At 72.6% G+C, this 13,392-nt stretch carries 6 protein-coding genes; all 6 read right to left on the bottom strand.

Features of this window, described 5'->3' with window-relative positions; translation table 11 throughout:
- Positions 1 to 268 precede the first annotated feature (268 nt).
- The 6 genes from HYV93_07955 to HYV93_07930 all read right to left on the bottom strand — a co-directional run bounded on the left by HYV93_07955 (position 269) and on the right by HYV93_07930 (position 13,146).
- Entirely contained in the window at positions 269 to 1,729 is a 1,461-nt protein-coding gene (locus tag HYV93_07955; protein MBI2525904.1) for an IS1182 family transposase, read from the bottom strand.
- Positions 1,730 to 1,802: 73 nt separating this feature from the next.
- The gene (locus tag HYV93_07950; GenBank protein ID MBI2525903.1) at positions 1,803 to 2,222 is read right to left on the bottom strand and encodes a helix-turn-helix transcriptional regulator; all 420 of its coding nucleotides are present in this window, start codon (positions 2,220 to 2,222) and stop codon (positions 1,803 to 1,805) included.
- A gap of 94 nt (positions 2,223 to 2,316) precedes the next feature.
- Positions 2,317 to 3,129, bottom strand: a complete 813-nt coding sequence (locus HYV93_07945) for a hypothetical protein (GenBank protein ID MBI2525902.1) — start codon at positions 3,127 to 3,129, stop codon at positions 2,317 to 2,319.
- Positions 3,117 to 3,920 (bottom strand): 4'-phosphopantetheinyl transferase superfamily protein, encoded by an 804-nt coding sequence (locus HYV93_07940; GenBank protein MBI2525901.1) that lies wholly within the window; start codon positions 3,918 to 3,920, stop codon positions 3,117 to 3,119. The genes HYV93_07945 and HYV93_07940 overlap by 13 nt, the downstream gene beginning before the upstream one ends.
- Positions 3,917 to 11,281 carry an amino acid adenylation domain-containing protein gene (locus HYV93_07935; protein MBI2525900.1) on the bottom strand — a complete coding sequence of 2,455 codons (7,365 nt, stop codon included), beginning with the start codon at positions 11,279 to 11,281 and terminating at the stop codon, positions 3,917 to 3,919. The genes HYV93_07940 and HYV93_07935 overlap by 4 nt, the downstream gene beginning before the upstream one ends.
- Positions 11,278 to 13,146 carry a non-ribosomal peptide synthetase gene (locus tag HYV93_07930; GenBank protein ID MBI2525899.1) on the bottom strand — a complete coding sequence of 623 codons (1,869 nt, stop codon included), beginning with the start codon at positions 13,144 to 13,146 and terminating at the stop codon, positions 11,278 to 11,280. Before HYV93_07930 ends, HYV93_07935 begins: the two co-directional genes overlap by 4 nt.
- Between the last annotated feature and the right edge of the window lie 246 nt (positions 13,147 to 13,392).

The following is a 13,392-nucleotide window of genomic DNA, read 5'->3' as shown; positions in this document are numbered from 1 at the left end:
TGAAAGCCGTCTGCCGAGACACTCGTTTAGTAGCTACGATCCCGGCGAACGAGGCGAGGCCGGTAACCGTCGATCGGGAAAGGCGAAGTAGGTTACGCTGAAGCGCGCCGGCGGACGCTGCGGGGTAAACTCACGCTAGGAGCGTGTCGGGGAAATGAGGGTGAACTGCACACGAATGAAGCCGCAAGCGGGCTGTGGCCCCGTCGGGCCGCGGGCGGGGGGATCGAGGGGTGAGCCGGCGGCATGGCGCCCAACTGCGGCGCGCGCGTCAGGCATAGGCGACCTCGCGTCCGGCGGCCCAGCGCCGCACAGCCACGCCGGCGGTCCGCCACAACTTGACGAGGTTGTGGACCGCACACACCAGGTTGAACTCGCCCCGCACCGGCACGAGCCCGCGCAGCGAGAAGTGGCGGAACCCACGGCCCTTGACCTGGCCGATGACGGGTTCCACTGTAATCTTCCGCTGCGCATAGATGGCGCGCCCGCGTGTGGTGCGCAGCCGGCGGCGCATCCGGTCGGCCACGCTCAGCCCGGTGGGGATCCGCCCGCGCGGCGGGCCACTCGGCGGCGCCCCGTGGCGCGCCCGCTCGACCGCGATGTGGGTCTCGATCAGCGCCCCCGCCCGCTCCGCCAAGCCTTGCACGTTCGCCTCGGAGAAGTACCCGCTGTCCGCGATCACCCCGGCTGGCCTGCCGACATTCGCGATCACCTGCTCGACCATCGGCTGCAGTTGCTGCTTGTCATTCGGCGCCGCAACCACGTCGGCGGCGACGATCAACTGCGTGCCCACCGTGACCGCCACCTGGGCGTTGTAGCACTGCTGGAATCCGTCCGAGGTCTTCATGATGCGCGACTCGGGATCGGTGAAGTTGCGCTGGGCTTTCGGGGCCGGCCGCGCGGCCTCCGGGGCCGCCTGGCCGGCCGCCCGCGCGGTGTCCCGGGCCGCCGCTTCCAGCGCCTGCGTCGCGGCCTCGATCTTCGCCACCTGCGCGTGCTTCGTCGCCGCCAGCTCCCGCTTGCGCGCGGCCTCGACCTGGGCCTTCGCCGCGCGCAACCGCTCCTGCCGCGCGGCCGGGTCCTGCAACTCGGCCGGCAACTCGTCCCCACGGCGGCCCCGGCCATACCGGGTGTCTTCCGCCTGGTCGAGCGCCTCGGCCTCCTCCAACAAGCGCCGGATCTCCTCCCGCAAGGCCGCCTCGCGCTCCGGCATCCGCCCGTAGCTCATCGCCTTGTGCTTGGAGGCGTTCGCCCGGATCTTGCTCCCGTCGATCGCAATGCGCCCCAGCCTCAACAGCCCGGCCGCCTCGGCGATCCGCAGCGTCTCCACGAAGAGCCCCGCAAAGGCCGCCAGGTGCTGCCGGCGAAACGCGCAGAGGGTGTCGTGGTCCGGCCGCGCATCGGCCGCCAGGTACATGAAGGCCAGATCCTCGCCGCACCGCCGCTCGATCTGCCGCGAGCTGGAGACCCCCTGGCTGTAGGCGTAGAGCAGGAGCACCGTCATCATCCGCGGATCGTACGGCGGCTGCCCCCGATCCTCGGTATACGCCGCCAGAATCGGGCGGAGGTCGAGGTGCGGGAGCAGGTCCCGCAGGAACACCGCCAGATGCCCGTCCCCCAGGTACTCCCGCTTCGAGGCGGGCAGCAACGCTGCCTGGTCGGGACTCCAGGGGCGGAACACCTTCGTGCCGCTTGCGGCGCGGGCCCCGGGCCCCGCGGCCCCAGGCGGCATCGGCTCCACCCTGATCAACGGCACCTGCTCGGCCGGCATCGTGTCCGGACGCGTGCGTGTATTCATGCGCTCACTACACCAGAATTCTCACACCAGGCGGAGAGAAATTCTCCGACACGCTCCTAGGTTCTTCTGGCTCGCGCCTCCTGGTGAAGGGAAAGAGACGAAGGGGCAGCCCCTTCGGATCCCATTCGATGCGCCGGAGGGAGGCCCTCACCAGTTCGCGCATCTCGAGCTGCCCGTCCTGCGTCAAGTTGATGAGCAGGCCCGCCTTCTCGATCAGCAGCGATCTGATGAGGAGGTCCAACGACACCGAGGGATCGCCAGCCTCCATCTTGGCGATGCGCGGTTGGCTCGATTGGAGGCGCTTGGCAAGGTCTTCCTGCGTGAGACTCCGGCGCCGCCGTTCGTGCAGGCCTGTGGCCAGTCGCACCTTGAGATCGACATACGCAGCCTCCTCGGTGCTCAGGCGCAGGAAGTCATGCTGCCCCACGGGAGCGACATGCGATCAGCGCCGCGGAGAGGAGAGGCCAGCCAGGGATCATACTGGCATTGACGTCCACCAGAAAGAAAGCCGGATCCACGGGTCAACGCTCCTCTTCTTGCGGCGTCTCACCATCAGGCTGGGCCGGCTCCGGGGGCGCATCGGCCGCGGAGACCGGGGCCGCCTCCAGGACGATGTCGTCGAGGTCGACGCTGGCAGAGCTGGCGACGAACAGCTGGGTGACCCGCTCGACGCCGAGGATCGGCAGCGTGAGGAACGGCAGGTCGGGATCGTTGCCGAGGGCGAGGCCGATGGGGAAGGCCGTGAACTGGGTGCGGACCGAGAGCCGCGGATCGAAGCTGGCGCTGATCAGCACGTTCACGCTGAAGTTCGAGAAGCCGTCGATGCTGAACGGGCGGTCGCGCAGCTCGCGATTCCGCGTCACGCGGTAGCGCAGGCTCTTGAGCCGGAAGGCCCTGCCGTCGAGGGCGCGGATGTGGACCCCGTGCAGTTCGTCCCGGTAGCCCCAGTGCTGCGCCTCGAAGCCGGTTGCCAGGTCCTTCGGATGAAAGTGCGCGGCGACGAAGCGCCCCTCGGGCGTGCCCGTCCTGATGGCCCAGAAAGCCTCGACGACGAAGCCGCGCTCCACGAAGCTCGGGTTGACCCGTCCGGGGCCGGGCGCGAAGCCCAGCGCTCCGCCCGGCGCGATGGTGACCGCGCCGCGGTAGTCCTCGGCGCCGGGCTCGGCCGCGGGCCGGTCCACCGTGCCGGTCAGACGGGGCAGGGCGCGCACCTTGACCCTGTCGAACGTGATGACGTGCTCGACCGTCTCGCGGGCCTGGCCCGGCGCGGCCGCCGAGCACAAGGCCGCGAGGCAGGCCAGCCCCACGGCTGGCGCCGCGTTCACGGCTGACACGCCGAGGCCAGCCCTTCCGGCCACTGCCAGCATTCGAGGCGCCAGCCGCCGCCTTCCACCGCCAGGGCGCCCGCGTAGCCGGGTCCCGGCTGCAGCTGGCGGAGCGACCAGCGCCTGGCCTCGGCGGGGTCGTCGTGAGTGGCCAGCAGCGCGGCCGGCTCACCCGGCGCCAGCGCCACCTCGAAGCGGTCCAGCGGTAGCCAGAGACCGTCCCCCCGCGCCTTGATATAGGCTTCCTTCCGGGTCCAACAGTCGAAGAACGCCCGCACCTGCCGACCGGTGCTCAGCCCGCGCAGGGTGGCCACCTCCGCGCTCGAGAAGAAGTTCTCGGCGACGGCATCGGTGGCGAACTCGGGCCGGAGCCGCTCGAGGTCGACGCCGAGCTCCCGTCCCAGGGTGATGGCATAGAGGGCCAGCCCATCGGAATGGGCGAGATTGAAGCGGAGAGCTGCCGCTGTCTGGCTCGAGGCCAGGGCGGGCTTGCCGCGAGGGCCATAGCAGAGCCCGACGCCTTCGGGTGGCACGCCCAGGTAGCGACCGAGAATCGCCCTCAGGGTCGCCCGGCCCGCGACGTACCGGGTGCGGTCGCGCTCGAAGAAGAACCGCTGTGCCCTCGCCTGCTCATCGGGCGCGAGCGCCGTCTCGGCCTCCCGGATGCGTGCCGGCTCCCAGTCCAGCCCCGCCCGCCAGACGTGAACCAGAGCGGGGCACAGGGTGAGCCGCTCATCCGGCGCCCGCCAGCACGAATCGGACCGCAGCGTGACAGCCGGCGCGCTCGGCGCGGCGGTCATCGTGACGCCGTCCCGCTCAGGCACTGCCGCAGGCATGCGCCGACGGCCCCGGCGTGTCGGGTGATGGAGGTGAGATGGTCCCCCGGCACCACGTGGATCTCGACCTCATCGGCCAGCGAGGCCCACCCGAGATCAGGCCGGCCCGGGTCGGTCTCGGCCGCCCGGAGTACCGTGATCCGCCCCGGATACCGCCGGGGCAGGTAGCGCTCGACAGCGCGATGGTAGAGATCGATGGCCGTCGTCCCATCGGCGGCCAGCGGTGTCCAGGGCACGCTCGGAGGAGCGTCGGGCCCGCCGCGTCCCTGGAGCTTGGCGAGCACCAGGCGCGCCGCTGCGCCGGCTCCCCGGCGCGCCAGCTCGCGCGCGCGGCGGCGGTAGTAGCGTCCCCGCGCCCCCACGGCCAGCACGCGCCGCTTCAGGAGGACTCCCAGCTCCTCCCGCTGCCCCCGGTCGAGGCCCCGGAGATGACCCGCGATGGTTCCGGTCCGGAGCAGGGTCCGCAGCCACGCGTTCGGAGCCTGCGAGTCGAGCAGGACCAGCAGCGGAATCTCCTGGCCCATCGCGCGGAGCTGGCGCGCCATCTCGAGCGCCACCAGGCCCCCGTTGCAATGGCCGCCGAGCAGATAGGGGCCGTCAGGTCGACAGGCTCGGAGCGCCGTGACGTGATCCGCGGCCATGGCCTCGATGGAGGATGGGACGGGCCCCCCGTCGAGCCCGTGCGGGTGGAGCGCCCAGAACGGCTGCTCGGGGTCCATCTGGCGGGCCACGTTCAGGCAGTAGAAGCCCCCCCCGGTGAAGTCGCCGTGCAGGAAGACGAAGGGGGGGCGGGATCCCGACGGCTTGATGGCCGTCACCGGTGAGCCGAGGCTCCGGGCCTCCTCCCGGACCAGCGCCGTCGCCAGGTGCTCGATCGTGGCGCCCTCGAACAGGGTCGCGAGCGGAAGCCTCCGGCCGCACACGCGCTCGACCGCATCCATCATGCGTACCGCGAGCAGCGAGTGGCCGCCCAGGTCGAAGAAGTTGTCGGTGATCCGGATCGGCCGGACCTCCAGGAGTTCCTCCCAGATCTGGGTCAGGAGGAGATCGAGAGGGCTCCGGGGTGCGATCGCCGCGCTCTCGCGCTCCTCCCCGGCGTGGGGAGCCGGCTCGGGGAGCGCCGCGCGGTCCACCTTGCCGTTGGCGGTGAGCGGCAGGTGATCGAGGAACACGAAGGCGGCCGGCACCATGTAGTCGGGCAGCATCTGCCTGAGGAACGCGCGCAGCTCTCCGGCCGCGGGAGCGTGCCCCGGGTCGGCGACCACGTACGCCACGAGACGCCGGCCGAGCGAGGGATGATCGGGGGCCACGACCACGACCTCGCGCAGCAGCGGATGCCGGCCGAGCGCCGTCTCGATCTCTCCGGGCTCCACGCGGTGACCGCGGATCTTGACCTGCTGATCCATGCGGCCGAGGAACTCGATGTTCCCGTTGGCCAGGAACCGCGCGAGGTCACCGGTCCGGTACAGCCGCGCCTCCGGGTCGTCGCTGAACGGGTCCGGGATGAACCGCTCCGCGGTGAGCTCGGGGCGGTTCAGGTAGCCCCGGGCCAGGCCGGGGCCGCCGATGCAGAGCTCGCCGCCCACGCCGATGGGCACCGGAGAGAGGCGCGCATCGAGGATGTAGATCTGGGTGTTGGCGATGGGCCGGCCGATCGGAACCGTCACGGCCCCGGGCGCCACCGACTCCACCTCGTACCACGAGGCGAACGTCGTCGTCTCGGTGGGGCCGTACACGTGCAGCAGCCTGGCCGGCGGGGCGTGCTCGAGGACCTCCCGCATCCACCGCGGGTCGACGGCCTCGCCCCCGACGAGACAGGTCCGCACGCCGCGAAACGCCGCGGGGGCCTCCCGCGCCATCTGATTGAAGAGAGCGGTCGTGAGGAACAGCGTCGTGATCCGGTGCCCATCGAGGGCGGCGGCGAGGTCGCGCGGCGCCAGCGCCGTCTCCTTCGGGATGATCACCAGGCGCGCCCCGTGGAGCAGGGCCCCCCAGATCTCGAAGGTCGCCGCGTCGAAGGAGACGGTGGAGAGCTGGGCCACGGCGTCAGCCGGCCCGAGGGCGATGTAGTCGGTGTTGACGACGAGGCGTGTCACCGCCCGGTGCGGGACCGCCACGCCCTTGGGCCGGCCGGTGGAGCCGGACGTGTAGAGGACGTACGCCAGATGCGAGCCGTTGACGGCGCCGGCGGGGCCGTCGTCCGCGCGCGTGGCGAGACTGTCCACGAGGGCGTCGAGATCGAGCACCGGCACCTCGGTGGCCGGCAGCGAGGCGGCCCTCCGCGCATCGGCGACGACCACGGTCGGCGCGGCGTCCTCGAGCATGAAGCGGAGGCGCTCGGGCGGATAGGTCGGATCGAGGGGCAGGTAAGCCCCGCCGGCCTTGAGGATGCCGAGGAGGGCGACGACGAGGGCGGGGGAACGCTCCATGCACAGGCCGACCAGCGAATCCGGGCCGACGCCGTGGGCGTGGAGGGCGTGAGCGAGGCGGTTGGCGCGGCGGTCGAGCTCGCGGTAGCTGAGGGCCTGCCCTTCGCCGGTCACAGCAATGGCGTCGGGGGTGCGGGCGGCCTGGGCCTCGAAGAGGGCGTGGAGCGTGGTTTCGGAGGGGACATGGCGGCGGGTGGCGTTCCAGTCGACGAGGAGCTGGTGGCGCTCGGCAGGGGTGAGGAGGGGGAGGCGGGAGAGGGGCTGGGCGGGATCGGTGACGATGCCCTCCAGCAGATGCTCGTAGTGGCCGAGCAGGCGCTCCATGGTGGCGGGCTCGAAGAGGTCGGTGCTGTACTCGAGGCTGACGTGGAGGCCGTCGGGAGTCTCGGTGAGGGAGGCGGTGAGGTCGAACTTGGTGGTGCCGGTGTCGACGTCCACCCGGCTCAGGGTGAGCCCCGGCAGGGGCGGCTCCGGGCGGCTTGGCTCCTGCAGGACGAACATCACCTGGACGAGGGGGGCGCGGTCGAGAGAGCGCTCGGGGCGGAGGATCTCGACGAGGCGCTCGAAGGGGAGGTCCTGGTGGGCGTAGGCGCCGAGCGCGGTGTGGCGGGCGCGGCGGAGGAAGTCGCGGAACGGGGGGTCGCCGGACAGGTCGCTGCGCAGGGCGAGGGTATTGACGAAGAAGCCGATGAGCGGCTCGGTCTCGACATGCGTGCGGCCGGCGATGGCGGTGCCGACGACGAGGTCGGGCTGTCCGGAATGGCGATGGAGCAGCACCTGGAAGGCGGCGAGGAGGGTGGCGAACAGTGTGGCCCCTTCCTGCCGGGCCAGAGCCTGGACCGCCCGTGTCAGGCGGGGGGGCAGCAGCCGGGACTGCCGGGCGCCGTGCGCCGTCTGTACCCGTGGCCGGGGCCGGTCGGACGGAAGATCGAGGGCGGGCGGGGCCCCCGCCAGTTGCCGCGTCCAGTACTCGAGCTGCTCGTCGAGCGTCGGGCCCTCGCGCCGCTGCCAGGCGGCGTAGTCGGCGTACTGGATGGGCAGGGCCGGCAGCGCGGCGGGGCGCCCGGCCACGCAGGCCTCGTAGAGCGCCGCAAGCTCCTCAGCGAGGATCCCGAGAGACCAGCCATCCGCGGCGACATGGTGCAGCGTGAGCAGCAGCACATGCTCCCCCGCCGTGACGCGCACGAGCAGGGCGCGAAGCATCAGGTCGCGATCGAGAGCGAAGGGCCGGCGGGCCTCCGTGACGAGCACGCGGTCGAGCGCGGCCTCGCGCTCGGCCTCCGTCTCGGCGCCGAGGTCGATCACGGGCAACGCCACGGTCCCCGCGCGCGCGATGGCCTGCATCGGCTCGCCGGCGACCTCGTGGAACGAGGTGCGCAGGACCTCGTGTCGGGCGACGATCGCCGTCAGCGTCTCGCGCAGGGCATTCACATCGAGGGCGCCGCGCAGCCGCATGGCCCACGGGATGTTGTACGCGGCGCTCTCCGGATCGATCTGGGCCAGGAACCAGAGCCGGCGCTGGCCGAAGGAGAGCGGCGCCGGGGCCTGGGTGGCTCTCCGCGGGATGCCCTCCAGCTGCGCGACGGGGCGGTCCGCCGCGCCCCGCTCGCCGCGGCCGAGGGCGGTGATCTCCTCGGCCAGTCCGGCCACGGTGGGGGCCTCGAAGATCGCCCGCAGCCCCGGATCGACCCCGAAGGCCTCGCGCACCCGCGAGAGGAGCCGGATGGCTCCCAGCGAGTGGCCGCCGCAATCGAAGAAGTTGTCGTGGATCCCGACCCGATCGAGGTGGAGGATCTCCCGCCAGATCGCCGCGACCTTGTCCTCGACGGGGGTCCGCGGCGCCAGGAAGCCGCGATCCGCAGCGAGGGCGCCCTCGTCCGGCGGTGGTAGCGCCTGCCGGGCCACCTTGCCGTTGGGCAGCAGGGGCAGGCGATCGAGGGTGACGATATGCGGGGGCACCATGTGGCCGGGCAGCGTTCCCTCCAGGAAGCGACGGAGCGCGGCGGGCGCCACGGGCGAGGTGCCCGCCCCCACGACGTAGGCGACCAGCCGCCTGTCGCCCGGGGCGTCCTCGCGGGCCAGGACGACGGCTTCGCGAACCGATGGGTGCTGGGTCAGCGCCGCCTCGATCTCGCCGAGCTCGATCCGGAAGCCGCGGATCTTCACCTGGTGGTCGGTCCTGCCGAGGAACTCGACGGCGCCGTCGGGGAGGTAGCGGGCGAGATCGCCCGTCCGGTACAGGCGCGCCTCGGGGTCGTCGCTGAAGGGATCGGGGATGAACCGTTCCGCCGTGAGCTCGGGGCGGTTCAGGTACCCGCGGGCCAGGCCGGCGCCACCGATGTACATCTCGCCGGGGAGGCCGGCGGGCACGGGCTGGAGGCCGCGGTCGAGCAGGTAGATCTGCGTGTTGGCGATCGGCCGACCGATGGGGACCGTGCGGAGTCCGCCGCCCCGCTGGCAGGCCCACCAGGTCGAGTAGAGCGTGGTCTCGGTGGGCCCGTAGAGGTTGTAGAGGTCGGCATCGAGCCGGGAGAAGAAGCGGTCCTGGAGGTCCACGGGCAGGACCTCGGCGCCGCAGATTACTCGCGCGAGGCCGCCGCACTCCCGGAGCCCGGGCTCCTCCAGCAGCGCGTGGAGGAAGGACGGGACGAGCTGGAGGACGGTGATCTTCTCCCTGGCGATGAGCCGCACGAGGTACCCGGCGTCGCGATGGCCCCCTGGGCGCGCCACGACCAGGCGGGCTCCGGATTGCAGTGTCGCGAAGATCTCCCATACCGACATGTCGGCGTTGAGGGGCGTGTGCTGCAGGACCGCGTCCTCCGCCGTGAGCGCCAGCGCGCCATCCGTCCAGTGCAGGAAGTTGCAGGCCGCGCGGTGGGGGATCATGACTCCCTTGGGGCGGCCCGTGGAGCCGGAGGTGTAGATGACGTAGGCGAGGTTGTGGGGCCCGGCGCCGGCGTCGAGCGGGGCGCTGCTCTGCGCCGCGACTGCCTCGCGGTCGGCGTCGAGGCAGAGGAGCCGGGCGCCCGAGCCGGCCAGGCCGTCGGCGAGGCCGTGCTGGGTGAGCAGGACCGCCGGCGCGGCGTCCTCGAGCATGAAGCGGAGGCGCTCGGGCGGATAGGTCGGGTCGAGGGGCAGGTAGGCGCCGCCGGCCTTGAGGATGCCGAGGACGGCGACGACCATCTCGAGGGAGCGCTCCAGCCAGACGCCGACGAGGGTGTCGGGCCCGACGCCGAGGGAGCGCAGGTGGTGGGCGAGCTGGTTGGCGCGGTGGTCCAGCTCGCGGTAGGTGAGGATCTGGCCCTCGAAGACCACGGCAATGGCGTCGGGGGCGCGGGTGGCCTGGGCCTCGAAGAGGGCGTGGAGGGTGGTCCCCGTGGGGAAGTCGCGGCGGGTGGCGTTCCAGTCGACGAGGAGCTGGTGGCGCTCGGGAGGGGTGAGGAGGGGGAGGCGGGAGAGGGGCTGGGCGGGATCGGTGACGATGCCCTCGAGCAGCTGCTCGTAGTGGCCGAGCAGGCGCTCCATGGTGGCGGGCTCGAAGAGGTCGGTGCTGTACTCGAGGCTGACGCGGAGGCCGTCGGGCGTCTCCGCCAGCGAGGCGGTCAGGTCGAACTTGGCGGTGGCGGAGTGGACCTCGACGGGCGTGACGGTGAGGCCGTGGAGCGCGAAGGAGGCGCGAGCGGGGTCCTGCAGGACGAACAGGACCTGGACGAGGGGGGCGCGGTCGAGAGAGCGCTCGGGGCGGAGGGTCTCGACGAGGCGCTCGAAGGGGAGGTCCTGGTGGGCGTAGGCGTCGAGCGCGGTGTGGCGGACCCGGTGGAGGAAGTCGCGGAAGGGGGGGTCGCCGGCGGCATCGGAGCGGAGGACGAGGGTATTGACGAAGAAACCGATGAGGGGCTCGGTCTCGACGTGCGTGCGGCCGGCGATGGCGGTGCCGACGAGGAGGTCGGGCTGCCCGGTATAGCGATGGAGCAGCGTCTGGAAGGCGGCGAGGAGCGTCATGAACAGCGTGGCCTGCTCGCGGCGGGCGAGGGTCTTGACGGCCTCGATGAGCGGGCGGGGGAGCAGGCGCGTGAGCTGGGCGCCGCGGGAGGAGAGGATGGGCGGGCGCCGATGGTCGGTGGGGAGCTCCAGGTGGGTGGGGGCCCCATCGAGTTGACGCGTCCAGTAGTCGATCTGACGGGCGAGCGGCTCGCCCTGGAGCCACTGGCGCTGCGAGGCGGCGTAGTCGGCGTACTGGATGGGCAGGGGGGGCAGGGGCGAGGGGGCGCCGTGGGAGAAGGCGTGGTAGAGGGCGGCGAGCTCCTGGAGGAGGATGCCCACGGACCAGCCGTCCGAGGCGATGTGGTGCACGACGAGGAGCAAGACATGCTCCTCCGGGCCCAGCCGGAGCAGGAGGCCCCGCAGCATGAGGGCCCGCGTGAGGTCGAAGGGCCGCCGCGCCTCCTCGGCGAGCACCCGCGCGGTGTCCGCCTCGCGCTGCGGCTCGGGCCACCCGGAGAGATCCACCAGGGGCAGCTCCACCGGGCGGGCTTCCCCGATCACCTGGACCGGCTCACCGTCCACCGCCTGGAACGTCGTCCGCAACGACTCGTGGCGGGCCACGATGGTGTCCAGCGCCCGGCGGAGGGTGTCCACGTCGAGGGCGCCCACGAGGCGCAGCGCCCGCGGCACATTGTAGACGGCGCTGCCCGGCTCGAGCTGTTCGAGGAACCACAGCCGCTGCTGAGCGTAGGAGAGCGCGCGCCGACCCTGGGGCTCCGCCTGCGGGAGACCGGCGCCCGGCGGCGCAGCGCCCGCCCCCGTCAGCCGGCGCTCGAGCAGGGCACGCTTCTCGGGAGAGAGCGCGGCGATCCTCGCGCGGAGGTCCTTCGCGTCCCCGCTGGCGCGGTTCATGCGCTCCGGTCCTCGAGCAATCGGCGGGCGTCCTCGTCTGAGAGCTCCCCCAGCTCGCGCAGCAGCCGGGCCAGCTCCTCCGGGTCGGCCTCCCGGGCATGGCCCTCGACGATGAGGGTGGCGAGCTCGGCCACGGTCGGGGCGTCGAAGAGCGCCCTGAGCTGAAGGTCCACGCTGAATTTCCGGCGGACGCGGGAGAGGATCAGCGTGGCATGGATGGAGTCGCCACCCAGCGCGAAGAAGTCATCGTCGATGCCTACTGCCTCGAGGCCCAGCACCGCAGCCCAGATGCCCGCGAGGGCGCTCTCGGTGGGTGTCCTCGACGCCGCGGGCGCCCCGTCGGCCCGAGGCCTCGCGCCGGCCTGCGGCTGCAGCTGCTCGGCGAGCCTCGCCCGCTGGGGCTTGCCCGTCGCGCCCGCGGGGATCCGGTCGACGAGCAGCACCCGGCCCGGCACCTTGAAGTCGGCGAGCCGCTCGGCTGCGAAGCGGCGGAGATCCTGTGTGGCTGCGCTGGCGCCGGCGTGCAGGACCACCGCGACCCCCACGTCCTCGCCCAGCGTCGGATGCGGGATGGGGAAGGCGACCGCTTCGGCCACCGCCGGATGCGCGCCGAGCACATCCTCCACCTCCCGCGGCGAGATCTTCTCCCCGCCTCGGTTGATGATCTCCGTCAGCCGACCCGTGAGGAACAGGTAGCCGTCCGCATCGAGCCGCCCCTGATCCCCGGTGCGGAGCCACCCCTCGCTGGTCCACGCGCCCTCGGCGGGCCCGTTCTCGTAGCCCGCGGTCACGCCCGGGCCGCGAATGACGATCTCCCCTGCGACCCCGGGCGGGAGCGGCCGCCCCGCCGCGTCGACGATCGCCACCGCAGCGCCCGCAGCGATGCCCACCGAGCCCGGCTTGCGCGGCCGGGGCGGGAGGGGGTTGCTCGCGATCTGGTGCGAGGCCTCGGTCATGCCGTAGGCCTCGATCACGGGAACACCGAAGAGTGCCTCGAGCTCGGCGGCGAGCCGGGGAGGCAGGGGCGCCGAGGACGAGCGGATGAGTCGCAGGGATGTCCGGGCGGCCGGGGAGGGGGCGAGCCCCGCGAGCCGGACGACGGCGTGGTGCATCGTGGGGACCGCCGAGTACCACGTGGGGCGCAGCTCCTCGAGCCACGAGGCGAACCGCGTCACGTCGAATCGGGGCGGGCATGCGACGCTTCCGCCGGCCGCCAGCGAGGCCAGCAGGACCATGAGGCCGTGGATGTGGAAGAGCGGCATCACGTCGAGGCAGCGGTCCCCGACGCCCAGGCCGAGGGAGGCGGCGATGCTTCGCGCCGAGGCGCAGAGGTTGGCGTGCGACAGCGGCACCCCCTTCGGGCGCGCGGTGGTCCCCGAGGTCTGCAGGACCAGCGCCACGTCGGAAGAGCGGCCCGGATCCGGTGGCGCGAGCCGCGCGACCGGGCCGCCGCTCAGCCTGAACAGTCCCGCCTCGGCATCCGGCACGGGGATGAGATCGAGCACCGCGATGCCGCTTTCAAGGGCCACGGCCCGCGACGGCATCTCGGCGCCGGCCGGGAGCACGAGCGCCCGGGCGCCGAGATCGGCCAGGCGGCTGGCGTACTCGGGTGCCGGCCAGGATGGGTCGAGGGGCACGCACGCGGCCCCGGCGGCCACGGCCAGGAACGCCACCGCCAGATCCGGCCCTTGCGGGAGGGCGAGCACGACACGGTCGTGCCGGCCGATCCCCGCCGAGCGGAGCCTCTGGATCACCTCGCCCACGTGCTGATGGAGGCGGCGGTGAGTCAGCGGGCGCCGGCCCGGTGCAGTGATCGCGGCGGCCTCCGGGCTCCGTTGCGCCTGGAGGCCGAGCAGCTGATGAATCGAAAGCGCCTCGTGCGTGGGGCTCACCAGCGCTCCGGGTCCTCGCCAGCCGCGACGGCGGGCTCTTCGGCGGAGCTCGGCCGCGATCGAGGCATGAAGGGGCTCAGGGGTGCGCAGATCTTGCCGAGCCCAGGGTGGGCGGGCGCGGCAGGAGTCGGCTCGATGCGATCGGCCAACGCTGTGACGGCGTCCATCGGATCCGGGCGGCTATTCCGTGCGAGCGGCCATCTCCCTGCGCCGCGAGGA

The sequence above is a fragment of the Candidatus Rokuibacteriota bacterium genome (genome assembly GCA_016188005.1).
Lineage (GTDB): Bacteria > Methylomirabilota > Methylomirabilia > Rokubacteriales > CSP1-6 > UBA12499.
Note: the sequence above shows the minus strand (reverse complement) of the source record. Positions and strands in the feature narration are given on the sequence as shown.